The organism is Thermococcus sp. 2319x1, from assembly GCF_001484685.1.
Classification (GTDB): domain Archaea; phylum Methanobacteriota_B; class Thermococci; order Thermococcales; family Thermococcaceae; genus Thermococcus_A.
On record NZ_CP012200.1, the window covers coordinates 1,796,317 to 1,820,154 of the forward strand.

The 23,838-nt window shown below is 41.9% G+C and carries 25 protein-coding genes and 1 pseudogene; 7 read left to right on the forward strand and 19 right to left on the reverse strand.

Annotated features, from left to right (window positions below; translation table 11 throughout):
- Window positions 1-54: 54 nt before the first annotated feature.
- The 7 genes from ADU37_RS09985 to ADU37_RS10015 all read right to left on the reverse strand — a co-directional run bounded on the left by ADU37_RS09985 (window position 55) and on the right by ADU37_RS10015 (window position 6,321).
- Window positions 55-1,497, reverse strand: coding sequence for a bifunctional ADP-dependent NAD(P)H-hydrate dehydratase/NAD(P)H-hydrate epimerase (locus tag ADU37_RS09985; protein WP_058947445.1), 1,443 nt, complete (start codon window positions 1,495-1,497; stop codon window positions 55-57).
- A gap of 45 nt (window positions 1,498-1,542) precedes the next feature.
- A complete protein-coding gene (locus ADU37_RS09990) occupies window positions 1,543-1,884 on the reverse strand; it encodes a hypothetical protein (protein WP_058947446.1) in 342 nt (113 codons plus the stop codon).
- Window positions 1,881-2,519 (reverse strand): molybdopterin-dependent oxidoreductase, encoded by a 639-nt coding sequence (locus ADU37_RS09995; protein ID WP_144433262.1) that lies wholly within the window; start codon window positions 2,517-2,519, stop codon window positions 1,881-1,883. Before ADU37_RS09995 ends, ADU37_RS09990 begins: the two co-directional genes overlap by 4 nt.
- A 186-nt stretch (window positions 2,520-2,705) precedes the next feature.
- Window positions 2,706-3,272, reverse strand: a complete 567-nt coding sequence (locus ADU37_RS10000; RefSeq protein WP_058947448.1) for a [protein ADP-ribosylglutamate] hydrolase — start codon at window positions 3,270-3,272, stop codon at window positions 2,706-2,708.
- A 41-nt stretch (window positions 3,273-3,313) separates the two neighbouring features.
- Window positions 3,314-4,588 (reverse strand): amidohydrolase family protein, encoded by a 1,275-nt coding sequence (locus ADU37_RS10005; RefSeq protein WP_058947449.1) that lies wholly within the window; start codon window positions 4,586-4,588, stop codon window positions 3,314-3,316.
- A gap of 48 nt (window positions 4,589-4,636) precedes the next feature.
- Entirely contained in the window at window positions 4,637-5,410 is a 774-nt protein-coding gene (locus ADU37_RS10010) for an S-methyl-5'-thioadenosine phosphorylase (RefSeq protein ID WP_058947450.1), read from the reverse strand.
- Between the two features lie 95 nt (window positions 5,411-5,505).
- On the reverse strand, window positions 5,506-6,321 hold the full coding sequence (locus ADU37_RS10015; RefSeq protein WP_058947451.1) for a hypothetical protein: 816 nt from the start codon (window positions 6,319-6,321) through the stop codon (window positions 5,506-5,508).
- 351 nt (window positions 6,322-6,672) lie between these two features.
- Between ADU37_RS10015 and ADU37_RS11135 the strand changes: the two are divergent.
- From ADU37_RS11135 to ADU37_RS10035, 3 genes and pseudogenes are all read left to right on the forward strand, one after another.
- Window positions 6,673-7,525 (forward strand): annotated as a pseudogene (locus ADU37_RS11135) (IS982 family transposase).
- Between the two features lie 130 nt (window positions 7,526-7,655).
- Window positions 7,656-7,817, forward strand: a complete 162-nt coding sequence (locus tag ADU37_RS11455) for a hypothetical protein (RefSeq protein WP_158508495.1) — start codon at window positions 7,656-7,658, stop codon at window positions 7,815-7,817.
- Between the two features lie 69 nt (window positions 7,818-7,886).
- Window positions 7,887-8,639, forward strand: a complete 753-nt coding sequence (locus ADU37_RS10035; RefSeq protein WP_058947454.1) for a hypothetical protein — start codon at window positions 7,887-7,889, stop codon at window positions 8,637-8,639.
- 63 nt (window positions 8,640-8,702) lie between these two features.
- Here ADU37_RS10035 and ADU37_RS10040 read toward each other — a convergent pair whose 3' ends face one another.
- From ADU37_RS10040 to ADU37_RS10055, 5 genes are all read right to left on the reverse strand, one after another.
- Window positions 8,703-9,182, reverse strand: a complete 480-nt coding sequence (locus ADU37_RS10040) for a flavodoxin family protein (RefSeq protein ID WP_058947455.1) — start codon at window positions 9,180-9,182, stop codon at window positions 8,703-8,705.
- Window positions 9,183-9,697: 515 nt separating this feature from the next.
- Complete coding sequence (locus ADU37_RS10045) at window positions 9,698-9,943, reverse strand: hypothetical protein (RefSeq protein ID WP_042698308.1); 246 nt, start codon at window positions 9,941-9,943, stop codon at window positions 9,698-9,700.
- A gap of 69 nt (window positions 9,944-10,012) precedes the next feature.
- Complete coding sequence (locus ADU37_RS11460) at window positions 10,013-10,153, reverse strand: hypothetical protein (RefSeq protein WP_158508496.1); 141 nt, start codon at window positions 10,151-10,153, stop codon at window positions 10,013-10,015.
- Between the two features lie 140 nt (window positions 10,154-10,293).
- Window positions 10,294-11,949 carry an ABC transporter ATP-binding protein gene (locus tag ADU37_RS10050; RefSeq protein ID WP_058947456.1) on the reverse strand — a complete coding sequence of 552 codons (1,656 nt, stop codon included), beginning with the start codon at window positions 11,947-11,949 and terminating at the stop codon, window positions 10,294-10,296.
- Window positions 11,942-13,279 (reverse strand): radical SAM protein, encoded by a 1,338-nt coding sequence (locus tag ADU37_RS10055; protein WP_058947457.1) that lies wholly within the window; start codon window positions 13,277-13,279, stop codon window positions 11,942-11,944. Before ADU37_RS10055 ends, ADU37_RS10050 begins: the two co-directional genes overlap by 8 nt.
- A 407-nt stretch (window positions 13,280-13,686) precedes the next feature.
- Here ADU37_RS10055 and ADU37_RS11140 point away from each other — a divergent pair.
- A protein-coding gene (locus ADU37_RS11140; protein ID WP_144433304.1) for an IS982 family transposase occupies window positions 13,687-14,558 on the forward strand; the annotation gives its coding sequence in 2 pieces (ribosomal slippage) (window positions 13,687-14,112 and window positions 14,115-14,558; 870 coding nt in all).
- Window positions 14,559-14,661: 103 nt separating this feature from the next.
- Here ADU37_RS11140 and ADU37_RS10070 read toward each other — a convergent pair.
- The 3 genes from ADU37_RS10070 to ADU37_RS10080 all read right to left on the reverse strand — a co-directional run bounded on the left by ADU37_RS10070 (window position 14,662) and on the right by ADU37_RS10080 (window position 15,661).
- The gene (locus ADU37_RS10070; protein WP_144433264.1) at window positions 14,662-14,895 is read right to left on the reverse strand and encodes a hypothetical protein; all 234 of its coding nucleotides are present in this window, start codon (window positions 14,893-14,895) and stop codon (window positions 14,662-14,664) included.
- A 60-nt stretch (window positions 14,896-14,955) separates the two neighbouring features.
- Window positions 14,956-15,222 carry a hypothetical protein gene (locus tag ADU37_RS10075; protein WP_058947460.1) on the reverse strand — a complete coding sequence of 89 codons (267 nt, stop codon included), beginning with the start codon at window positions 15,220-15,222 and terminating at the stop codon, window positions 14,956-14,958.
- 127 nt (window positions 15,223-15,349) lie between these two features.
- Window positions 15,350-15,661, reverse strand: coding sequence for an ATP-binding cassette domain-containing protein (locus tag ADU37_RS10080; protein WP_058947461.1), 312 nt, complete (start codon window positions 15,659-15,661; stop codon window positions 15,350-15,352).
- A gap of 393 nt (window positions 15,662-16,054) precedes the next feature.
- Here ADU37_RS10080 and ADU37_RS10085 point away from each other — a divergent pair, with 393 nt between their 5' ends.
- Window positions 16,055-16,969, forward strand: a complete 915-nt coding sequence (locus tag ADU37_RS10085; RefSeq protein ID WP_058947462.1) for an Lrp/AsnC family transcriptional regulator — start codon at window positions 16,055-16,057, stop codon at window positions 16,967-16,969.
- Here ADU37_RS10085 and ADU37_RS10090 read toward each other — a convergent pair.
- The gene (locus tag ADU37_RS10090; protein WP_058947463.1) at window positions 16,950-17,906 is read right to left on the reverse strand and encodes an SPASM domain-containing protein; all 957 of its coding nucleotides are present in this window, start codon (window positions 17,904-17,906) and stop codon (window positions 16,950-16,952) included. The genes ADU37_RS10085 and ADU37_RS10090 overlap by 20 nt on opposite strands.
- 140 nt (window positions 17,907-18,046) lie before the next feature.
- On the opposite strand from ADU37_RS10090, the gene ADU37_RS10095 reads away from it, so the two are divergent.
- Both ADU37_RS10095 and ADU37_RS10100 read left to right on the forward strand, forming a co-directional pair.
- Window positions 18,047-18,769, forward strand: coding sequence for a proteasome assembly chaperone family protein (locus ADU37_RS10095; RefSeq protein ID WP_058947464.1), 723 nt, complete (start codon window positions 18,047-18,049; stop codon window positions 18,767-18,769).
- A gap of 9 nt (window positions 18,770-18,778) precedes the next feature.
- Window positions 18,779-19,159, forward strand: a complete 381-nt coding sequence (locus ADU37_RS10100) for a DUF473 domain-containing protein (protein WP_058947465.1) — start codon at window positions 18,779-18,781, stop codon at window positions 19,157-19,159.
- On the opposite strand, the gene nucS is transcribed toward ADU37_RS10100, so the two are convergent.
- The 3 genes from nucS to ADU37_RS10115 form a co-directional block, all read right to left on the reverse strand.
- The gene (gene nucS / locus ADU37_RS10105; protein WP_082663057.1) at window positions 19,156-19,908 is read right to left on the reverse strand and encodes an endonuclease NucS; all 753 of its coding nucleotides are present in this window, start codon (window positions 19,906-19,908) and stop codon (window positions 19,156-19,158) included. The genes ADU37_RS10100 and nucS overlap by 4 nt on opposite strands.
- 45 nt (window positions 19,909-19,953) lie before the next feature.
- Window positions 19,954-21,960 (reverse strand): DNA repair and recombination protein RadA, encoded by a 2,007-nt coding sequence (gene radA, locus ADU37_RS10110; protein ID WP_058947466.1) that lies wholly within the window; start codon window positions 21,958-21,960, stop codon window positions 19,954-19,956.
- A 172-nt stretch (window positions 21,961-22,132) separates the two neighbouring features.
- Window positions 22,133-23,134, reverse strand: a complete 1,002-nt coding sequence (locus ADU37_RS10115) for a TrkA family potassium uptake protein (RefSeq protein WP_058947467.1) — start codon at window positions 23,132-23,134, stop codon at window positions 22,133-22,135.
- Window positions 23,135-23,838: the final 704 nt, after the last annotated feature.

Below are 23,838 nucleotides of genomic sequence, written 5' to 3' on the forward strand. Positions count from 1 at the left end.
AACAGCAATGAAAAAGAGGAAAGCCTTTGAAAGGCGATCAGCTATGGAACCACCTCAGAACTCCTCAACCCACTTAATCGCTTGCGGTACCTTTTCGGCAACGTCCAAGGCCGTGAAGTTCTCTCCTCTCTCTTCCTTCACCATATCCCCAGCGAGGCCGTTGAGGAAGGCACCAACGGAAGCGGCCCTTAGCGGCGGGTTTCCAAGGGCAAGGAGGGCCCCAACTATTCCAGAAAGCACATCTCCGGTTCCTCCGGTGGTCATGCCCCTGTTTCCAGTTTTATTGTACTTCCAAACTTTTCCGTCGCTTATTATATCGTAAATCCCCTTGAGCAAGATAGTGCCACCCACTGCGTTGGCTTTTTCAATTACAAGCTTTGCTTTCTCCTCAAGGCTTCCTTCGGGCTTTTCTCCAAACAGTATCCTGAATTCACCGGCATGGGGAGTCAAGACAAACTTCTTGCCCTTCAGAACGTCCAAATCCCCGGCGACGGCCTTTAGAGCGTCGGCATCTATAACTACCGGTTTCTCACACCAGCGGAGGAACTCGACTACAAAATCCTTAGTCTCTGCTTTTTCCCCAATTCCCGGGCCTAAGATAACTGCATCAACACCATCAGCAATTGAAAGAACATCCTCAACGTCTTCCTTTGTGAAGTTTTTACCATCAAATGGGCGCAAAATTATGTTGGGATCGTTTATTCTTCTTGCTGAGTCTTCGGGCATCGCTAAATACACCAGGTCCACTATGTAGCTTGCCGCTTTCGCTGCCAAATATGGAGCCCCAAAATAATCTTCGCTTCCTCCAATTATGAGAAGCTTTCCGTTCTGCCCTTTGTGCTCGCCTTTCTTTTGTAAGGCAAACTTCGCATCGCCCGGCCCTACAAGATGATACAACTCTCTGGGGTATCCTATCTTTGCTACAACCCTTTCAAAGTCCCTATATTCTTCTTTGTCCCATTGAAAAGTTACTGCAAAGTCGCATTTAACGTGAACACCACTTGGATAACCGCTCGGCAGGTCAACGCTCACTATCTTTGCCCTCCCGGCGTATTCATTTATTTTCTCTATAGCAGAGCGTATCGGCTCCTTCGGCTCACCCTTTGTCCCCGCACCAAGGAGTGCATCCACTATAACGTCAAAGCCTTCAAGGCTTAGCTCCCTTATCTGGCTCGAATCATTGATAACTTTGATTGTGATAAAATCGAGCTTTTTTAGGATTTTCCAGTTCTGCTTTGCCTCTTCACTTCTGATTTTTGCCTCGTCCCCTATTAAGAAAAGCGTAACATTGTTTTCAAAGCTGAGATGCCTTGCCACGACAAAACCATCGCCACCATTGTTGCCCGTTCCAGAAAAGACCGCTATTTTTAAGCCCCTGCCAAACTTCTCCTCTATAGCCCTTGCAACGCCGGCACCGGCGTTCTCCATGAGCTGAAGTGGAGATATGCCGAGCCACTTGGCATTTATATCCCAGATGTAAACATCCTCAATGCGCATGAGTATCACCAATAGATGTTGGACAAAAAGAACAAAAAACTTATCCTAAAAAATTTCCCCAAGTTCCGTTATTGTTGCTATCCACAGCACATAGAGGACAACAAACAAGAGCAGATAGCTCAAGAAGAGCCTCAACCTTCTATTTCTTATTTTCTTAAGCCCAAAAATCTCAAAACCAGCATAGGAATGAACAAGGAGCAAAACGGTGAAGCCGTATCTTATGAGCCGATAGGAATGAAGCGTTGGGGCATTCTGGTATGAGACTAAGCCAAAAGTAAAGGTCGAGATGGTTCTAGGGCTCACAATCCCGTATCCAGTGATAACAAGGATCATGGAAAAAATAAAAAGCGGAACCGCCGTAAGTTCCACAATCTTGAATGCCCTCATGGCTTTTCACCGATGTATGCATCATCAGGATAGCCTTCACTCTCGTAAGTTCCCAAGAAGTTGTAATCAACCACCTCTATCTTAATCAAATACTTTATCCACTTGTACCCCCACATATCCGGCGCAACAAGCCTCGGCTCGATGGGTTTGTTGTTAAACTCATAGGCGATTATGAGCTCATCGTTTGTGAGGGCTTCTTCAAGGGTAAGATCGGTTGTGAACCCATCCTTTGCGTAGAATGCCACTTTTATTGCTCCGTCTTTTACTCCCGCTTGCTCTAAGATGTAAGACAGCTTAACTCCCTTCCACAACCCTTGTTTTCTGGCCTTTCCAGGATAGGCAACGCAATAAAGCTCGGAAAAAACCGCTGTTTGCGGCATCTCCTTAAGTTGTGAGAGGGTAATGTTCATGGGCCTTTCCACAAGCCCGGTGATTTCGATAACCCATTCATCTGCTTCCCGGGATGTGTTCTCTCCTCCCGTAAGAATTTCTTCATAACTGGAATCTGGAGAGTTTTTCTCTTCAGAAACTTGAGATGTCTCCATTTCAAGCCCAACTTTTGCTACTGTAAATACTGCCAAAACGACGAGAGAAACAGCTGCTACAATAAGTTTTCTTTCCACAATACCCACCATTTTCAAATGATTCTTTCAAAGTTATAATCTTAACTGGGCATTATTGGGAAATTAATGAGTTTTTGATAAATATCAAAAATTTTTAACGAGGTGAACCAAATAAGTTTCAACAGGATACCGAAATGTTATTACACAAACTGATGCCGTGAATATGGAGGATCGCCTCAAGGGTGGTGGGAACTGGGGTTAAACCGCCAAAGTTTTCAACGCCCTCTCGTAATCCTTCTCAGAGTATAACACCAGATAAACTTCCTCAACGCTTTTCGCTTCTCTTGAAAACCCCTTTACCGTCTCGACAAAGGTCTTCACAACCTCTTCAAAGGGACACCCGTAGATGCCAGCACTTATAGCCGGGAAGGCTATGCTCTTGACTTCCAACTCTTCCGCCTTCCTCAGCGCCCCGAGGATAGCTTTCTTGAGCTTTTCCTTCTTATCCTTCTCCCATCTACCACCACAGTAAGGCCCAACGGTGTGGATGATGTACTTTATGCCGTACTGCTCCATTTTCATTGCAGGGGTTACAACAACTTCCCCATGCTCAATCCAATCCCTTCCAATCTGCTCTTTCATGGCTTCTTTGCTTATTCTTATGTATTCTCTAACATCTCCAGTGGCTGCTTTTGCTATTGAGTAAGCAACCCCACCACCGTGTTCAAGATATTTGTTAGCGGCATTGACGATTGCCTCAGCCGGAAAGCGGGTTATGTCCCCTTGGGTAACTTTAAATGTGAGAGACCCAAAATTTAGTTCCATAATGCCCACCGCATAAAAATACGCACCAAAAAGATAAAAGGTTAGCGAAGCTCATCGACTATCTTCTGAACCTTATCCAAAACTTTTTCTTCATCAATGGTCAGAACTTCTCCGTCGAGCATTACTATTTCCCCGTTTATTATAGTTGTCTCAACATCGTTCCCGTTGGCCGAATAAACTACGTGGGAGAGCACGTTGGTTATTGGCCTCAGGTGGGGCTTGTTGAAGTCAAATATAACAATGTCGGCAAACATTCCCTCTTTTATAACTCCAGCGTCCAAATTGAGAGCTTTCGCTCCGTTTTGGGTAGCCATCTTGAAAACTGTTCTTGCATCGGCAAGGGTGGGGTTTAAATTGTGAACCTTGTGGAGTAATGCCGAGATTTTCATCTCCTCTATCATGTCCAAGTTGTTGTTGCTTGCTGCTCCATCCGTGCCCAGTGCTATGTTAACTCCAGCTCTAAGGAGCTTCCCCAAGGGCATTACACCGCTGGCGAGCTTCATGTTGCTTGCAGGATTATGAACTACCGTAACTTTCCTTTTGGCCAGGATTTCGATCTCCCTATCAGTTAACCACACCCCATGGGCCGCTATAACATCGCTTTTCAAGAAACCCAACTCGTCCAAAAACTCCACCGGGGTTTTACCGTATTTTTCCTTTATCTGTTTTACCTCATCTCTTGTCTCGTTTACGTGTATCGTTATTCTCTTTTTACTTTCATCGGCTTTTTCCCTGACCCATTTCAAAAGCTCTGGAGAGCACGTGTAAGGAGCGTGGGGTCCAAAGAGGAACCCTATCCTTGAAGAATCTAACTTCTCGATAAACTCCAAGAGTTTGAGGGTTTCTTTGATCTCAGCATTCCTCTTTTCTTCATCTCCAAGATCCACCATGCCATAGCTCAGATAGGCTCTTATTCCAGCCTCCTCAGAGGCCTTTGCAACCTCCTCCATGTGGAAGTACATATCAACAAAGGCCGTTGTTCCACTCTTTATCATCTCAAGGATTCCAAGGAGGGCGCCCCAGTATATGTGTTCCGGCTTGAGCTTTCTTTCCATTGGCCAGATGTAGTTTTGAAGCCATTTCATAAGGGGCAGGTCATCGGCAAGACCCCTTAGAAGAACCATTGGGGAGTGGGTGTGAGCGTTCACAAATCCGGGAGAAAGGACTTTTCCCTTAGCGTCAATCACATAATCCGCTCCGAGATTGAGGTTTTTCCCAACTTTGGAAATTCTGTTCCCTTCAATGTAAACATCGGCCTTGATAACCTCAAGGTTCTCACCGTGGATTAGGTAGCCATTTTTTATGAGAATGCTCATGGAATCACCCGCAAAATGTAGAAGAGAGAATTAATAAAATTGTTGGATTCAAACGAACATCGTCTTGAGAACATCAGCACAGCCGCACTTTCTCTCTTCTGGAATCTTTGGAATTCCTGCCTTTAAGAGCTTCCTAATTTTTTCATTGTTTTCCTGCATAACTTTGAGCACTTCTTGAGCATCCACCGGCTTCTCAGCCCAGACATCGTAGTCCGTAATTGCTGCAATGTTGACGTAGCACATTCCGAGCTCCCTAGCAAGATTTACCTCCGGCACAAGGGTCATTCCAATTATGTGGGCGAATTGTCTGAACATCATTGACTCAGCCCTCGTGGAAAACCTTGGGCCTTCAATACATACATAGGTTCCCCTCTCATGAACTGGAATGTTTAGTTCTTTGGCGGTTTCGTAGAAAATCTTCCTCATCTCCGGGCAGAAGGGGTCGGCCATTGAAACGTGAGCAACCTTTGGGCCATTGTAGAAGGTATAGTCCCTCTTTTTTGTGAAATCGATAAACTGGTCGGTTATAACTATATCCCCCGGCTTGTACTCTTCTCTAAGAGATCCTACAGCAGTAATTCCTACGATTCTCTCGACGCCAAGCTCCTTAAGGGCCCATATATTAGCCCTATAGGGGACCTCGTGGGGTGGAAACTCGTGGTTCTTTCCGTGCCTCGGGATGAAAGCAACCTCAACTCCTTCAATCTCCCCTATTTCCACTGGGGCCGATGGCCTGCCATAGGGAGTGTGCACCTTTATTGCTTCTCTTGGCTCAAATACCCCATAAACTCCGGAGCCGCCGATGATCCCTATCTTCGGCATTTGACATCACCAAGATAGAAAAATCTTGAAGAAATATTTAAGGGTTGTCTCCCTCGGACACCAAAGTGCCAACCTGAAGAATGTTAAATAAAAACTCATTTTGGGTACCTCCCTTTTTGTATCTTTTCAATTAATTCTAATAATTCTAAATGCGTCTTCCAAGAAGCTTTTGGCATGACTCTAAGCATAATCGACGGCTCAGATTCAAGCTCTTCGATTTTATCTAATAATAAGTATTCAATGATACCATCTTCAAGAGAAAAGCCTTTTTCCGCAGATGAACGAATCCAAACGCCATACTGTAGTGTTATAAGGTTTATAGCATTTATGTAGTCCCAAACTTTTTTATCATCACTTGGTTTTACTCCTGATTTGAGATCATGTATTATAAGGTTGTGAAGACGAATAAGATGCGATAGAAGTACGCCAATTGTTGTTATATGAGTTTCTAATACTTCATTTAAAGCTTGTCTTAAACTCTCTTTTAGCTCTTTTAGCATTTCTGCAATCGCAATACTAATTGCTATAGACGACTTTGAGCTATTTATATCTTCAATTCTTCTTCTAAGTTCAGTCTTTAATTTTTGTATATCTTCGATCTTTTTTGGATCTTCTTTTTCCAGTTTCTTCTCAGCATGTTCAAGTTCTTTGAAATGGTATAGCAATTCTCTTGCAGCTTTTATAATCTCTTCATCCTGCTCAGAATTTACGTAAGTTTTCAGGATTTCTAAAATGTAATCTACATACATCTCAACCCTATCAATGGGCTCTCTAAGACGTTTTAGTCCGATAGATTTCTCGGGATTTACTATTTCCTCTTTTCTATATAAAAAGAGATTTACGAAATACTCTTCAGGTTTTTGCCTGAGTTTCTCTTTAATCGCACTTATCATTTCGTCTTTTGACTCCATACAAAGTCACCCATTATTTCTTTTTGTAAAGAGAATATATAATATTATCGTTAACAGTCCGTCGTATACTCCTATATCCATGAGATGCAAGCAATTTTTCTAGTTGTGAACTTACTTTATCTCGATAACCTACTATTATCATTGTATTATCTTTATAAAAATTTTTAGTAGCATTAACCGAAGGCGCGCGTTCAACAACTAAATAGCCTATTTGACCTTCTGGAATTTCCACAAGGGCATGTATACCTTGTTTCTTCCTAATTCTATACCAAAAGTCGTATTTATACCCTAGTTCCCATCGGGTTGTTAGATTTATATGCATTTAAATTTTTTGGTTGATTGGGGATTGTTATGGACTTCCAGAAGGAAATCCTGATCATAAAATCCGAAATTTGCCCGATAGTCAGCAAACACTACCCGAAAAACACCCGTAGGGAAGTAATCAGCCTCTACGCGTAACGCGCAATACTGACACACTTACACTTTAACGGAGTTTACAAACACGCTTACAGGGTTTTAATTGAGGAAATGAAGCTGTTCCCCAAAATCAGGTACAACAAACTGACAGAACGCTTGAACAGGCACGAAAAACTCCTGCTCCTAGCGCAGGAAGAATTATTCAGAAAACACGCCAGGGAATACGTCAGAATAATCGACTCGAAGCCAGTTGAGACTAAAGAGCTGGCCAGAAAAAACAGGAAAGGGAAGGTAGGTTCTTCAGAAGTCATAACTGAAAAGCCCGCAGTTGGGTTTGTTCCATCTAAAAAAGTTCTACTATGGGTACAAGCTGATTTGTTACTCTGATGGGAATTTGCTGGCTTTGCTGTCTGTTGATCCGGCGAACGAGCATGATGTGAGCGTTGTCAGGGAAAAGTTCTGGGTGATTGTTGAAAAGTTTACTGGCTGTTTTCTGTTTTTGGATAAGGGGTATGTCAGCAGGAGCTCGGGGGAATTCCTGAAGTTTGGCGTTGTTTACACGCCGGTAAAGCGGGAGAGTCAGATTGGTAGTCTGGGGGAGAGGAAGTTTTACAAGTACCTGTCTGATTTTCGCAGGCGGATTGAGACTTTGTTTTCGAAGTTTTCTGAGTTTCTTCTGAAACCGGGCAGGAGTGTTAGTTTGAGGGGTTTGGCTGTTAGGATTTTAGGGGCGATTCTGGCCGTGAATCTGGACAGATTATACAACTTTACAGGTGGTGGGAACTAGGGTAAAATTCATTACTCAGCTTCTCCTGTTTGGAGCATCTTGCTTCCAAATATCTCCATCCCCCGTTGCCGAGAAAATTATGGACAAAACTATTAAGTCTTCTGCCCAGTATTAATCCTTGGTGACATCTATGAGCAAACTGATGGTTTACGTATGTGGGAATGGAGAAAGAGAGTACTGGAAGCATGCATACAAGGCTGAAGAGCTAATACTCAAACTTTCTGAGTCGCCCATAAGCATGGAAAACGCTTTGCAGCTGGTAGATAAGGAATCCTTGAATTACTTCCTTTGAGAGAGCTTCTTAAAAGAAGAAAGTGGGCAGATTAAGCTCAACTTCTGCTTTACACCATGGGAAGACGTTTTGAAACTTAGGGAGATTGGAGTTAAATATGGAGAAGCCTTAGCAGAATATTTAATTAAAAACTTTAAGTGGGTAGATGATGACCTGAAAAGATTGAACTGTTTGAGATACTCAAAGCTAGAATACCTCCGTTTTGCTGTTGTTGGTTGCTACGCCTTAGATTTGAAGTTCCTAACCATGCTGGAAAATGAATGGGGCGAAAAGAGGAAGTTCATTCCTTATGCCCGTGAAATTAGAGGTGACTGGGGAAAGATTGCAAAGGACTTTTACTGGGGCTGTCATTCGGCAAAGTTTGGAAATTACATGTTCTACTCCTTTGGTAATCACACTGGCTCAAGAAACGCTTTTCCCGACTTAGTCTGGTCTGGAAAAGCAGAGGAAGATGAAGCAGAAGCTTTAGGCAGGGCACTCGAAGAATTCCACAAAAGTGGAAAAACAAGTGAAATTTTAGAAAAATACGAATATGTTGGAGTTCCGTTCTTTGATAGAGATGATGGGAAGATAGCGTGGGAAGTTGCTAGTAGAGTTGCAAGCGAAGTAAAAAGACTTGTGACTGAAGTGGAAGAGCTGAAAGAAAATTTAAGCAAATTGAGAGCAAGCCAGTGGTGTTCTTTTGAAGAACTGTTCATTGAAGCTTGGCACTGGATTTTTGGATGGACAAACAACGTTTTAATTAAGGAAGACTATTTTGCAGAGCCCGAAGAAAGTGGAGATGGGGGGAGGTACGTTAAGTGGGTGTCCTTTAGTGCATAAGATTCGCAATCTCCACAATTCTCTTTGCTAAATAATCAACCAGCATTTGAGTTTTTGAGTTATTTATGGTTTCCCCTTTTTTTTTTGATATCCCGGCACAATAACGGCACCAGCAATTATAGCTTGAGCATCTAAGATTAGCGAAGATGTTAGAGTACAGAGAGCTTTTACACCGCCTAAGTTTGAAACAATCAACAGAGCCACGACTTTATTTTTTAAATAGTTCTCAAGAAAATCACGCTCCAACAAAGCCTTCAGCTTAGAAGGAACGTCCATATTGTAAGTTGGCGTTCCGATGACTATTACATCAGCACTTTTCAACACTTCAAAGAGCTTTACTCTCTCATCAAGGGCATCGACTTTGCATGCATTCTCTCTTAAGCATTCAGCACTGCAGAGCTCACCACATGCTTTTATATCGAAATCGTAAAGGTGTATTATCTCTTTTTGCCAATTTGTTGATAGTTTCTCTAAAAGTAAAGAGATGGCTTTTGATGTGTTTCCTTCCTTTCGGGAAGAGCAACAAAGAGCGATGAGTTTCATATTTTATTTCCTCCTTTTTTACTTGTTTTCATCAATTCCTCCCCTCCAATAATGATTATCAGGATTAAGTTAAAATCCATATGCTCTATGGATATACCTCCGAAAATTGAGAACTAACAGCCAAAGTATGAACACAGCAATCCATACTCGCTTCATTTCCTAATCCCCCTCTTTTGGAAAGGTAAAGTGTGCTGAAGTGAAAATACACCTAACCGTGCTCCGCTCCTTAACCACTTCAGGCTCCTTTTTGAGATCTTTTTTAAAGAGGACTGTCAGTGAAAGTTTTGAAATTTTCCCACTTTTCAATTATGGATCTCATAATATCCCTTTCTTTAAAAGCTCAATTCTCATATGCTTTTTCCTTCACTTTTGACCACACCCGCCACAAAAATTCTATCACTGAATTTTTTTAACAACTTGAACCCACCCATTCTCCCAGAGATCTTTTCTCCAAAGAAGCTCCCCCTCTTTACTTATTTTTATCAGAATTGCCTTTCCATCAAGTTCTCCACCTGCTAAGCAACGTAGAACTCCCTATCATGTTCGCCAGCTAAAAGAATTCCCTTCTCAGCGCTGACGACATCGAAGATCACACCATTGACAAGAGCTTTCTTTTCTAAGACTTCACTCTCGTTATTGACCTGTATGAGATTAATCTTCCAGCCATTCTCATCTTTGGAGCTTCCGATCAGCATAATACTGTCATTCATCGGCAAAATCCAGTACTTCCTCTCCCAGATTTTGTCCCCATTTTCGTCCACCTTTGTAGGCCTTCGACTACTATTGAATGTCCCTCCTAGTCATCTTTGCCGCCATAAAATTTAACCCATTTAAGATCTCCCCTTCCTGTTCAGCTTGAGAGGTACGATTTTGTAGTGTTCACCGATGATCATGGCACCCCTGTTGACAGCTACTCCAGCAGTAAGAACGGTCTCCTTTTCGAATTTGTAGGACCACATGTCTCTATCCAAAATTACACAATTTAAAACAGTTTAAAAGCTTTTATTAATGAAGTGTGTGGTTCAAGGCACATATTCTTCCAGAGTTGTTTTTCCCAGAGGGTTTCGCTGGAAGTTTCTAGGGATGCAGTACTTTTATGTTTCATCTTCAGTTAGCCTTTTTGCTGCTCTCTAAAGAGTTCACGATACCTCTGGCACGACTGAAGCAACTCATTGTGCCGTCCTCTGCATGTCACCATGCCCCCGTCAAGCACCCATATCTCTTCCATTTCCCTGACGGTTGAAAGTCTATGAGAGATGACCACCACCGTCATATCCATCATCTTGAGCCTCTCTAGGATTTTTGCTTCAGTTTCCGAGTCTATGCCCGAAGTTGCCTCGTCTAGGATAAGTATTTTCGGTCTTCTAACCAATGCTCTTGCCAGAGCAATTCGTTGCTTCTGCCCGAGTGAAAGGTTCTTGCCGCCTTCTTCAATTAGAGTGTTCATATCAATGCCCCCAAGCTCAACGAGCTCAAGCAATTTTGCAATATCATTGTCATTAACGTTCATGCCCAGAGCAATGTTTTCCTTAACAGTCCCTGTAAAGAGATGGGGGGAAGAGGGTATATATATGAGAGAATTACCTAAAATGGAAGATGGATGACAGCCTCCTATGCTCACAGTGCCCTTTGTTGGGCTTAGTATTCCTGCAAGAAGCATGGCTAATGTTGTTTTTCCAACACCTGATGAACCTACAATTCCAAGTTTCTTTCCATAAGGTATTATAGCTGATATGCCCCTGAGCACTTCTTTCTCGTCATCAAAGGAAAAGTGAACGTCTTTAAGTGTAATATCGAAGGAGTATGGATTACATGCAGACCTTTCTGAGGACTCCCCTATTTCGAGTATTCCCCATATCCTGTTCAGAACTGGAATTGCCCTTTGATATGCGCTCCATAGAAACGCAAAGCGCTCTATGGGGTAGTAAACTTTTCCTAGATATGAGAAGACAGCAATGACGACGGAGAGTGGGGCCATTTCCTTCTTAACAAGCAGAAGGCCTGCAAGAAGTATGGTCAAAGGCAAGATAGTTGAGAGGTATGACTGGAGACCATAGTTTGCCGTTTGATAGAACGCCATCTTCTTTGTCGCCTCGACCCATTCATCGAGATTTTTGGATATCCTAGAGATGAGATACTCAAAGGCGTTCAGAGCTTTGGCATCCAGCCTGCCATCAAGTCCTTCCTTGAAAGCGGTAACTGTCTTTGAGTATTTTTCCCTCTCATTTGATGAAGCAATCTTCAATCTATGGACAAATGCCCTCATGGAGAAGCCATATATCGGCATTGTGATGAGTGTGAGTAATCCCAGATAAACGTTGAGCTTGAAGACGACAAAAACGGCCATAGCGAGAGAAAATCCCTCAATTATTACAGCAGGTATAAGAGACATTCCAAGTCTGCCTACTATTTCGGTATCTGATTGAATCCGCGAAAGGGCATCCCCAGGTTTTATGTTTTCTGCGTATAGGGTTGAGATAAAAAGCCTTCTCTTCAGCCATGCTGCAGCTTTGGTCTCGGCAAAGTTGCTTATGAAACCAGCATAGAGGTATATTACAGTAGAAAGTGTGTAAAGACCAAGTATAATCCCTATCTCCCTAAGTATCTGGGAAAGTGTTAACATTTCAAGCTCATCCAAGAGGTTCCTTAAGTAAAATGGAACCATGGCAGAAAGAATCGTTGATATAACTCCCAGTACAACGAGCAGGAGTATGTATTTCTTGTGTGCTCTCCCAATCTCCATGAGTTTTCGGAAGTTCTCACCCAACTATATTCCCCCCGAGGGTTTCTATGACTTTCTTCATATCCCTAGTAGCAACATTGTATAGTATGTGCTCAAATGTCCTCTCATAGGCCCTAGGATACTTAAGAACGTAGGTACCCTTCACTTTTTCTTTTAAATGGATTCTACAAAAATCACCAAGATTGCTAAACCAAGCGTCATGCAATTTCAGCTTTGACATAGTAAAATGTTCTGTTACCTTGGATATCCTCTCTTTTAAGAGTTTTGTGAAATCTTTGTCTCTTATATTTCCTAAATAAAATCGCCTGTCTAAGTACGTTTGATGGCATGGATACACATCTCCATCGTAAAATACAGTTATCCTCAGAGGCATCTCGGAACATATGTACGTTTTCACATGATATTCTGGATCGAGAATCTCCCTAAGGATTCTACATACGCCCATTTCTTTTATTGGTATACCCTCTTCCCATTTGTCAAACAGATAATCCACTAGTTCCTTCAAGAATTCCTCAATTTCCGCTTCTTTTAATGCATATTTATCCCTAATAATGTTATTTTGAAATTGCACTGGCGGAAGAACATACCCAACTATAAATGTCTTTGAATATTTACTCAAATGAGACAATATGTCACGTATGGAATATTTCTGAATGTAATTTCTGGCATATGTTACTTCTAATGCTAGTTTGATACCCCTCTCATTTAGCAGTTCTAGTCCTTTTATAATATCTGCGTATGTGCCTTTCCCATTTTTATACTTCCTATTCAGGTCGTTTACTACTTGGGGACCATCAACGCTGACCGTTACTTCAAAGTCATACTGGGTAAAAAAATCAGCAATTCGCCTATTAATTAACGTTCCGTTAGTTACAATACCATATCTAAACTTGTATCCATTGATGTCAGCATATTCCACCAACTTCTCTATTGAATCGAAGTTTAATAATGGCTCGCCACCATAAAACTGAACAGTGCCCACTCCTAGTTCATTTGCTATGTCTAGGGCTCTTTTCCCTAGTTCTATTTTAAGTATACCTGGCTTTGTGTATGTACCCTCAAATGCGTAGCAATATGCGCATTTCATATTACAGGTTTGAGAGACCATTAAAACCATCATGTTTGGATTAATCTCTGCAGGCACTATTATCGGATTTACATTCTCACGTTTTGAATCTAACGTTTTTTGGATTTCCAATAGCATCTGCCTCTCACTTAATGTCAATGGAGCATTCCGTTTAATCTTGTTTATGACCTTAACTTCTTTAGAATCTAAAATTAATAATGTCTTGCTCAGGGGATCAAAGCCCATATACTTGTTTTTTATTTGAAACGTATGAATAAAACCCACCATAGTTATCCCCCGGTTTAGGGTTTAAAAATAAAAAATAACAATAAAATTATAGCGTCATTTTCCAGTTCCAACCTTGTCGCAACAACATGCAAGACCAACACCACCAGCACTTGGGGCAACTGGAGGTAGCTTTGCTTTTAGTTCTACAACTTCCATACTTCGCCACCCCCTTGATTTTTTGCTTCATTGTTGCCTCGGCATACTTATTTAAGTTGTATTTAATACTTAAATCTTTCGTAAACTTTTAGTTAATAACTCAAAGTTAACAAATTTCTAAAAAAAGTAAGTCTCAGAATCCTTACTTTTCGTGAATTCTAATGTTCTTAATAAAGTAAAACTTTGTAAAGTAAACCCTAGTTCCCATTAGATCGTTAGAGTTATAAGCACTTAAGTCTTTTGGTTGATTGGTGGTTGTATTGAGCTTTCAAAGGAAAATCCTGATCATAAAATCCGAAATCTATCCGATAATCAGCAAACACTACCCGAAAAACACTCACAGGGAAATAATCAGCCTCTACGACCTAATAACCTTCGCAATACTAGCACACTTGCACTTTAACGGAGTTTACAAGCACGCTTACAGAGTCCTAATCGAAGAAATGAAGCTGTTCCCCAAAATCAGGTACAACAAACTAACAGAACGCTTGAACAGGCACGAAAAACTCCTGCTCCTAGCGCAGGAAGAATTATTCAAAAAACACGCCAGAGAATACGTTAGAATACTGGACTCAAAGCCCATTCAGACCAAGGAGTTGGCCAGAAAAAACAGGAAGGATAAGGAGGGTTCTTCAGAAGTCATCTCTGAAAAGCCCGCAGTTGGGTTTGTTCCCTCTAAAAAAAGTTTTACTATGGGTACAAGCTGACCTGTTACTCTGATGGAAATTTGCTGGCTTTACTGTCTGTTGATCCGGCGAATAAGCATGATGTGAGTGTTGTCCGGGAAAAGTTCTGGGTGATTGTTGAGGAGTTTTCCGGCTGTTTTCTGTTTTTGGATAAGGGGTATGTTAGCAGGGGGCTCGAGGAGGAATTTCTGAGGTTTGGCGTTGTTTACACGCCAGTAAAGCGGGGGAATCAGATTAGTAATCTGGAGGAGAAGAAGTTTTACAAGTACTTGTCTGACTTTCGCAGGAGGATTGAGACTTTGTTTTCGAAGTTTTCTGAGTTTCTTCTGAAGCCGGGCAGGAATGTTAGTTTGAGGGGGTTGGCTGTTAGGATTTTAGGGGCGATTCTGGCCGTGAATCTGGACAGATTATACAACTTTACAGGTGGTGGGAACTAGGGTTATTACAAACTGAAGCAACGCGGGTGGAGAGAGCGGAAGAGCAAGGAACAGAATTCCCACAAGTACCAGGAATAAAGACACTAGAATAACTACCAAGCTCTCAACTAACACCTTCGCAAGGATGTAACCACTTAAACTGTCCCCCGAAAATGGAGGTTCTCACTATCCCAAACCTAACATCATTAAACGTTGTTGGGCTAACAACAAGGTAAGAGTAGAATATTTGGATTGCAATAACGCCGGGGAGGGCATAAAGAAGGTAACTCACTATTTTTCCATGATATTCAAAGCTCACGGTTCTCGAGAGGGAGAACGCAAAAAACAGAAAATACATTAACGGAGTTATAAACTGGGATATAAATCCCCCCACGGCCTCTTTCTTTAAAGCCAAGTCTCATTCTTCAATCCCCCCAACGAGTTTTATAAATCCATCAAGTAGTGTCTCCTCTTTAACAGGAATCTGGGTGATATCAAACCCAACATCCCGCAAAAACAGGAGAAGCTCATAAAATGCCGATTTATCTTCAAGTTCTACTTTATCATCTCCAATAATTTTCCCTAAGTTGTTTCGTTTTAGGTGATCTGATAACTTTCCAATGAGTTGAGGCGGGAGTTCTTTTTTTTTTTTTGAATGTAACCAGTACCTTGCCTGCATAAACATGTTTGAGTTCCCCAAGGGTCGTATGAAGGATTATCTTTCCTTCTATTTATGAAAACCATCTCATTGGATAAGCTCTCAACTCCTGCCATGTCGTTGGTCGTCAGGATGAAATAGTATCCTTCCTTACTCATTTCACGAATAAGATTCCAAGTAAATTTTTTCCAATAGGATCAAGACCCAATGTTGGTTCATCCATAAATATCAGCTTACTTCGTTGGTCTAAGAAAGCTCTGGCAAGCTGTGTCCTTCGCATCAATCCCCCAGACAGCTCAAAAACCCTTTTGTGTTGATGTTCAGTTAAACCGAACAGCTCAACAACTTCATTTATCCTCTTTTCGAGCTCGTTCTTTGCGATTCCACGTATCATGCCGTAGAATTTTAGATTCGTTCTAACAGAAAGCAAGACATCAAGCTCAACGTCTTGGGCACACAAAGCCACAATTTCCCTAATCTAGGTGTGTCCCAAAGAAAGATGTCGTTTGGAATTTTCTCCAGCACATAGACGCAAAATATCAAATTGAGCATAAGTGACAAACATGAATTTGTTTTCCCTTACTTATTATGGCATTATGCCTACCCCCATCTTAAGACTCATGTCATATATTGGTTTTGTCTGCTCCATTCATATCATCTCCCAGTTTTTGCATTATTGTCATCATAGTTAAATCACATAAACTTTTTCCATACAGAATTTTATTACTATACAACATAGTAACAAGAAACCGTACACTAACACTATAAAAATAGTCTTCCGTGTAGATGATCTCAATTACTCAGGAAAGACTACGCTACACCACAAATTATATATGCCAGCTTGTGGTATATCGCTTTGATGAACAAGGAGATAAACAAAGAAGAAATTGAATTTTTAGTAAACCTGCTGGACAAATACCCGCTCGAAAGCATCAACTGCATAGCCAAAAAAGAAAAGATCAGCTATGCAAAGCTCAAAAAGCTCTTTGATAAATATTACGGACCGTCCAAAAGCGTCACTGTATCTGCTTCCATAAGCATAGCCAAACTCGGTCTCATGAGCTACGTGGCATTTCTATCGGTTCCAAGGGAGAACATAAAATCCACAATCGCCAAAATGTACCGCAACCCCTTTATTCCCGTTGCAGTCCCGTTTTTCGGTTTTATAAATGGGGTCTCCACAGTAATGTATATCCCTCTAGAGCAGAGGGACAAAATAGACGAACTTCTCTCAAGGTATTCCCCAAATTATGAATACTACGAAGTATACGCCTTTCCTCCAGGGAAAGTGGAGTTTGGAAAGTGGGAGTTCAGCTATGACTACGCTCTCTTGCTCGACATCTTAAAAAGGGATGCAAGAACACCAATGAAGGAAATAGAAAAAACCTTGGGAAAAAAGAGGCCAACGATAAGGTACATGATCAACAGGCTCAAAGATTTGGGCATACTACGGGGCTTTATGACGGTAGTAAATGAAGAAGCCTACAACAGAGGGTTCTGTGGAATAGCAAGGTCTCTCAACGAAGAATTCATAGAGAGGTTCAAAGAGCATGAGATAATGATCGGTGTGATAAAGCCTGCGGGCTATCTCATAGAATGGTACTTCTCAAGTAAAGAGGACATATACCAAAAAATTCTCGAATTCAGTAAGTACGTTGATAGGTTCGGCATATACTATTTTGACATGTTTGACTTCGGGATAAGAGGGTTTTCGTTTTCCAAAGCAGTGAAAAAAGATGGAAAGGGATACCACTCTATTCTGGAGTTTGATTAAAGTTAATCCCCAAAAACTCACAGTATTCCATGCCGCAGATTTCCCCGGATGCTTGATATTCAAGCGCCCTGCAGTCATGACAAGTGTATTTAAAGGGGCACGAGCGACAGAGAGGGATATTCTCTTTGGTGAGTGTCCAAAACTGATTTAGAACTTTCTTCCTCGGCAGATACCAGAGCTTATCCCTTCTTATGTTGCCGACCACGAAATTCCTCAGCAAGGGACAGGGAGTTATGTAACCGTCCGCCGCTATAGAGATCGTACCAGCCAAGCAACTGTGGTACCTGTTTGGAGAAGACGACAAAAGCTTCTTAACCTCAAACAGGTTAAAATCAACTTTTTTTAATGAGCCCGGAAAAAGGATGTCCACATAAACTTCCCCAGGAAACTCAACTTTCTGCTGAAGAAGCTCAGTGTATTCCTTATACTTTGCCATTATTAGCGCCCCATGAGCCCATTTTAGATGTTTCAGTTCCGAGAGAGCATCTTCCGAATATTCCATCTCCACTATTACCTTTAAGCCTTCTACCGGCTCAAGGGCGTCGATATCTTCAATTCTAATCGTGGCAAAAACATCTCCAGGAAAGCTCGCCAAGATATGCCTTGAAATTTCACCTAACTCTTCAACTTCGTCATAGTTCACCAAGTATATTTCCTGACCACCCACTCTTGTAAACTCTTTAACTACTTTTTCAATTTCTTCCATCCCTATTTTTTCGTCTCTTAAGATAAACCTGTTGTTTCCTATGCAGCCGAGAGAGCGAGGAATGCCGTGAAGCTCTGAGAATTTTCCCTTTCCCCTACCCAAGCTTAAAATAATCCTTTCCAGTTTGCCATCGTGAGGTTTATGGCTCCATGGGGGCTTTGCTACAGTTGCAATCTTTAATCCATTGGTACTAAACTTCCAATGATCGCTACCACCCACGCCAATCACCATAAAAGGATTGCGTTTATGGTTGATATACTTTTTCTATTCAGATTTTATTGACCACTAATAAAAGTAACACAAACTTGTACACAATCAACGGCAAAAGATTTAATAACTTTTGATTACTAAATTGTTGTGGAGGTGGGAAAATGCAAAAACCAGTTGAGTTGATACTTCCAAAAATTGAAAGGCCCATTTTTATTGAAGGATATCCCGGGATTGGGCTTGTAGGCCACATTGCGGCTAATTTTATAGCCAAAGAACTCAACATGGAAATGATAGGCTACATTGAGAGTCCATTCTTGCCCCCAATGTCTCTAATTCTGGAAGGCAAACCAAACCCACCGTTGAGATTCTACGGGAAGGACAACGTTATCATTGCCGTTGCAGATGTATACATTCCTCCAACTTTGGTGAACGAGATAGCAAAAGAAATCATTGGCTACCTAAAAGAAAACAACACCGAGAAGGTAATTTCACTTGGCGGCATGGGGATTGGCTTTTTCAAAGAACAAATGGAAGTCTGGGGCGTAGGTGGGAGCGAAGAGGAGAACAGGGATTTGGAAAAATTGGGGGTCAAGATACTGAAATACGGCTCCATAATGGGGATGAGCGGAAAGCTGCTATGGGAAGCGAGTAAAGAAGGACTCAAAGCGTATGCCCTTTTGGGAGAGACCTTCGGTGATAGGCCCGATCCAAGGGCAGCGGCAAATGTAATCGAGATACTCAAAAACCTCGCCCCAATAGAGATTTCAACAGAGCCTTTACTCGAGGAAGCACAGATGATAGAGGAGCAGCTAAGAAAAATGCACGAACAAATGGAGTCCGCTAGAAGAAGGGCTGAAAAGGAATATGAAAGCGTTTATCTGTGAGGTGGAAGTATGGAACTTCTTGTACTTGGTGGGATAGCCCGGAGAACCCTTGACCAGCTTTTAAGAAACCCCTACAGAACGATAGAAGTGAGGAGTGCAAGAAACGTTATCGTTACTCGAAAATTAAAGCAAGGAGAAAGGGTATTCTTAACTTATGAGACCCTTCAAGACGTAACCCGCGGAACGGAGGGAATAATAGCAGAAGTGTTAAAGATAGAAGAAATGGAACAAAGGATACCTTGGGAAGAAAGCGATGAACGAGAAGTTACGGTATGCAGAATACAGCTAAGGCTTGTGGGGCTGGGGAAAGTGATTGAGATTTCAAGCGAAGACAACGTAATGAAAGTAAAAGTTAGAGAAATGCTCCCACAGGAAATGGCAATGGGCTAATCGAAGAGCGTTTTTTGCCTTCCCCTCTTGGATTTTCCTCTTTTTGGAGGGGTCAGCCTTCTAAACTCCAGCCCCTCTTTCTCCAGAAGTTTTTTGGCACCGGAAGTCAGGGAAGGAGCGACCAAAATGCCGCGCACTTTTTCATGCTCTTCCTTCATGGCCTCGACATATCTCTTTAACTGACTGACAGCATGCAAATCTGCCCTCCTGCGTTTGAGCTCAAGGACAACAATATTTCCCTCTTTGTCCACCCCAAGAACGTCCACGATTCCATGCTTTATGGGCTTCTCTTTAAATAACGGTTTAAAGCCGTCTTCAATAACCGAAGGGTTCTCAAAGATTAGATCCGCCATTTCAGCTTCACTACCAGTTAATGCCAACTCCTCATAGTCTTCCGCCTGAAAATAGGATATAAGGTAAACATGGAGGAGCTCCACTTCAAGAATCTCCCGAGGCTTTCGCCGGATGCTTCTTAGGAATATCCTGCCTTCTTTTACCTCAAGCCCGACAGAGCTCCCGGGAGGTTGCCAGTTGACGGGCTCTCGCTTTTCCTTTTGATGAATTAAAAAGGAGCCATCAGGCTTTATTAATATAACTCTATCACCCGGGCCGAGTTCACTTTTTGCTCTTCCATCATAAAAAACCCTACAATGGGCAAAAATATTTACTATAGCCTCCTTTGAAAGGGCCCGGTTGAAAATATCCACTATCTCTTCGTAAGTGGGGTTAAGCTTTGCCTCAACTTTCATAACTCATCAAAGGAAATTTAAAAAGGGGCTTAAAAAGTTAAAGGGCTAATCCTCAATTCCTTTTTCAGTGATACTAAACGCCGCTTCTCCTTCAGGGAGATGTGGAGAGTCTATAAGTCTTGCAATTCTCTTTCCAGCCTTTCCTTTCCTTAAATAAACTCTAACTGTTGCGGAGTGTGCCAAGATATGACCTCCTATTGGTCTTGTTGGATCGCCAAAGAATGCATCGGGTCTCGCTTGAACTTGGTTGGTAACAAACACCGCTATATCGTAAAGGTTGGCCAAACGATGGAGGTCAGCCAAGTGCTTGGCGAGCTTTTGTTGCCTCTCCGCCAATGTTCCTCTTCCAACGTATTCGGATCTAAAGTGTCCTGTGAGAGAGTCCACGACAAGAAGTTTAACCGGCCTGTCGCTTGCAGCTTTTTCCTTGATTATTTCCTCCGCCTTTTCTACGAGGAGCATTTGATGGTTGGAGTTAAAGGCCCTGGCAACGTAAATGTTCTTTAATACTTCCTCCGGATCCATGCCCCTGTTTTCCGCTATTTGCTTTATTCTTTCTGGCCTAAATGTATTCTCGGTATCAATCCAGATTACACTTCCATTCAAGCCGCCCTCCTCTGGGGGCTTTTGGACGAGAACAGCCAGTGTGTGGGCTAATTGGGTATTGTGGAGTATCAGCCCGTTTGGTGCAACAAAGTTGTGAACCTCTGGAACCACCAGATCGTAGACGTAGTCGTTGTATTCCACCAAGCTAACGCTCTCAACTTCGTGGAATGAGAGCTTCCTAGCTAAAGATATCACCTCAAGTGCGTGCCTTGCTATTTCTCTTAGGTGTTGAATTTCAGATTTCAGCGCGGATATAACTTTAGCTCTTAATTCTGTATCTTTAGGAATCCCCCGGTAGCGGTAATTTTTAATTTGACCTTCTGTAAAACCATATTTTCTGAGGACTGTCCATGAAAATGGTAGCTTTGGCTTATCAGTATTGCAAAGTTCTTTTTCAGCACGCTCAAGCTCTGCAAGGGCTTTTTTAAAGTACGCTTCTATTTTCTCCAACGTCTTTTCAGTAAACCAAACTTCCTTTGAACGTGTTAGCAAGTGAGATGCCGTCTCACCTTCTTGTTTAGGCAACTTGAAGTGTGAATAAAGCTTTCCTAGGTACCGTGCAAGCTGTGGTGGATACCTTCCAACGCCTCCCGAATTAAATCCACCAACTTTAATTAAAGAATTTGCTGGTACTTTCCTAACCCCTACAAGCACATCTCCCCTTTTGATTTCTCCAGCCTTTATCCACTGGAACCCATCCCTAAATACCAACACGGGGTGAGGAAGTGTTACTTTAATGTTGATCCCAGTTGAAAGCTTAAGTTCTACAAGGTTTGAGACCTTCTCCCGGTAAATGTAACTTGCCTTTGTCCTTTTTACTTCCCCACTGTCAAGATCAAAGGCGTAAACGGTCACAGTATCCACTGGAACAGCGAAGCCATTGTCAAATGGAACTTCGCCATTTTTGAGTGCATACTTTGTATACATTTCCTCTATGCTCTCAAAATGCACTACTGTGTCATTTTCGTAATAGATTGGAGTGTCCTTTGCAAAGCATTTTCCACTTCCAAACTCTCCAAATACCTCTGAAATAGCCTGTGTCTCAATCCCACCGCCGAGAAGCTTGTCCAAGGACTTGCTTCCGGTAGTAATCTTGCCCACAACAGCTCTCTTTTTCAAATACTCATCGGCACGCATAAAGGTTCCGATATTGACGGCTTCTCTTGCGGCTTGAATGATCTTTAAAGCGGCCCCTTCACTTATTCCAGCAAGCTCTTTTAATTCCAAGGGAGATGCAACTGCTATTGCTTCCAAACTATCATAACCTGCCTCTCTAAGCTTTTCAGCAGTTGCGGGTCCAACTCCGGGGAGATCTTCCAGGCTTCTTATTTCTTTCTTTTTTGTTGTTTCACTCTCTGCTTCAATAGACAATTCTTCAAGATCGTCGAGCTCTTCAAACTCTTCAAGCTCTTTAATTTCATCCTCAACTTTCTTTTTTCTCGCCATAGTTACCACCCGTAAGCATGATCCTAAATAGTGATGAAGTCAGAATGCTTATATATTTTTCCCATGCCCTAAAAAAGGATTTAAAGGCTGAAAATTACAAAACCATTGATTAGTAAAGCCAGAATACCAAAATAAAGGCCTTAAGTTTGAGATTTCCATTGGAAATGAAACTCTACTTTGCAGACTTGATAACCAACAGCTTTGCACCTTCTGGAATCGGCTCATCAAGAGGTGGCATGAGGTGGATTTCATCTTTTGCATACCCGAGAAGGAACAAACCCTTGGAATAGAGAATTTTGAATGCCTCTCCAAAAGCCATTCTATCCATCTCGGGGAGTCTTAGAGAAGTTACATCGTATCTCCCGAGGGCCGTTGTTATATCATCTATGACGTCAACAACCTCGGGCTCAAAGACTGCGCTTGCAAGCAACCTTCCAGCCAGAGTTCTACTGGTTATTACCCTATCCGCTCCGGCCTGTCTCAAGAGAGGAACACTCTCGCGTTTAAGAACCTCCACAAAGACCTTTGCCTCAGAGAGCTGTTTTATCATCAACGTAACGAACACGGACTCGGAATCATCGCCCAAAGTCAGGAGAACATAACCAGCGTTCCCGATATTTGCTCTCTCCAACGTTTCCCTATTCGTGAACTCCCCAATGATAACTTCCACTTCCTCTGGAATGGTAAGCTTTTTCCTTTCATCATCGTTCGGAAGAATGACGATTATTGGCTTGTTGGGAGCTTGATTTTTACCTATGGCATCCATAAGCTCCAGCAAAGCGCTTTCTACAGTTTCTCCCCTCCCCATGATAACGTAATGGTCCTTAAACTTTACCCTCTGCATCCCCATCATCCTCCTAATCGAGCCAGACAAGAAATATTCCGCAAGGATTGAAACAAAAGCTGTGAACGTAGCTATACCACCGATAGAAGCAAAAATCGCTATAATCTTGCCAAGGGTGGTCGATGGAGTTATGTCCCCATATCCAATGGTTGCCATTGTTATGACCGCCCAGTAAAGAGCCGTGAAGAAATCTACCCCCTCAGCATACATGTAAAGTAATGCCAGGATTATTGCAAGCAGAACCACGGCTAAGGCAAGGGCGAATATTTTGCTCCTTTTCAGCTTTATCCTTATCCTCAAAAGCCTCCTAATCAATGGAACCGGTATCATTGCATTAGAAGTTAAGGTTTGACCTTAAAAAGCTTCACTTTCCAGTGGAAATAAAACACCACAATTTTGAGTACTTATGTATGTTATAATACGTCAACGTTCAGAAGTTCCAGCGGAAATAAAGCCCTTTTTCTACACTCATCTAAACGTTCATAAAATTGTCTGACAAACCCCCCAGAGTTTCATTTCCACTGGAACCTTGTTTTGAGAAATGGATGGATTTTATGGACGAAGAGAATGTAAACAGCATTTAAAAAGGCATTTAACGTTTACAAATATTTGTTTGTTCATGATGCTTAAATAATAAAACATCGATTAGTTATTGTTTTTACCAGCATATACGTTATTTTTTGAACAATGTTCATAGATAAGTATATATATCCAAAAACACAAAGAAAACGGGAGTGTTTGCACCAATTTAAAATAAAAGGATTGGTGTTTTGCGCCGCTTCCACAGGAAATACAACTCTGGGGGGTTGAGTTGTTGTTTAACAATTAACTTTTTGGTAAACATTTTTGTTGAACTCAATGTACATCTAAGGCCATCACTGTTCTTATTTTTGAGTACATCTCTGTTCATTATCTCCTCCATAGGAAACGGGGAACTGATTGCTCAGTGCTTGTTAATTGTAAAATTTCTATGTGACCTTTGTGTCCCTTAAGGGTATCGCTTCCATTGGAAGAGTGAGTTTAAATACTTCAAA

Coding starts and splice junctions, on each gene's coding strand:
- ADU37_RS09985 (WP_058947445.1), bottom strand. CDS start 1,497: ATGCGCATTGAGGATGTTTACATCTGGGATATAAATGCCAAGTGGCTC.
- ADU37_RS09990 (WP_058947446.1), bottom strand. CDS start 1,884: ATGAGGGCATTCAAGATTGTGGAACTTACGGCGGTTCCGCTTTTTATT.
- ADU37_RS09995 (WP_144433262.1), bottom strand. CDS start 2,519: ATGGTGGGTATTGTGGAAAGAAAACTTATTGTAGCAGCTGTTTCTCTC.
- ADU37_RS10000 (WP_058947448.1), bottom strand. CDS start 3,272: ATGGAACTAAATTTTGGGTCTCTCACATTTAAAGTTACCCAAGGGGAC.
- ADU37_RS10005 (WP_058947449.1), bottom strand. CDS start 4,588: ATGAGCATTCTCATAAAAAATGGCTACCTAATCCACGGTGAGAACCTT.
- ADU37_RS10010 (WP_058947450.1), bottom strand. CDS start 5,410: ATGCCGAAGATAGGGATCATCGGCGGCTCCGGAGTTTATGGGGTATTT.
- ADU37_RS10015 (WP_058947451.1), bottom strand. CDS start 6,321: ATGGAGTCAAAAGACGAAATGATAAGTGCGATTAAAGAGAAACTCAGG.
- ADU37_RS11455 (WP_158508495.1), top strand. CDS start 7,656: ATGAGCAAACTGATGGTTTACGTATGTGGGAATGGAGAAAGAGAGTAC.
- ADU37_RS10040 (WP_058947455.1), bottom strand. CDS start 9,182: ATGAAACTCATCGCTCTTTGTTGCTCTTCCCGAAAGGAAGGAAACACA.
- ADU37_RS10055 (WP_058947457.1), bottom strand. CDS start 13,279: ATGGTGGGTTTTATTCATACGTTTCAAATAAAAAACAAGTATATGGGC.
- ADU37_RS10070 (WP_144433264.1), bottom strand. CDS start 14,895: ATGTATTTTCTGTTTTTTGCGTTCTCCCTCTCGAGAACCGTGAGCTTT.
- ADU37_RS10075 (WP_058947460.1), bottom strand. CDS start 15,222: ATGTTTATGCAGGCAAGGTACTGGTTACATTCAAAAAAAAAAAAAGAA.
- ADU37_RS10085 (WP_058947462.1), top strand. CDS start 16,055: ATGAACAAGGAGATAAACAAAGAAGAAATTGAATTTTTAGTAAACCTG.
- ADU37_RS10090 (WP_058947463.1), bottom strand. CDS start 17,906: ATGGTGATTGGCGTGGGTGGTAGCGATCATTGGAAGTTTAGTACCAAT.
- ADU37_RS10095 (WP_058947464.1), top strand. CDS start 18,047: ATGCAAAAACCAGTTGAGTTGATACTTCCAAAAATTGAAAGGCCCATT.
- ADU37_RS10100 (WP_058947465.1), top strand. CDS start 18,779: ATGGAACTTCTTGTACTTGGTGGGATAGCCCGGAGAACCCTTGACCAG.
- nucS (WP_082663057.1), bottom strand. CDS start 19,908: ATGAAAGTTGAGGCAAAGCTTAACCCCACTTACGAAGAGATAGTGGAT.
- radA (WP_058947466.1), bottom strand. CDS start 21,960: ATGGCGAGAAAAAAGAAAGTTGAGGATGAAATTAAAGAGCTTGAAGAG.
- ADU37_RS10115 (WP_058947467.1), bottom strand. CDS start 23,134: ATGATACCGGTTCCATTGATTAGGAGGCTTTTGAGGATAAGGATAAAG.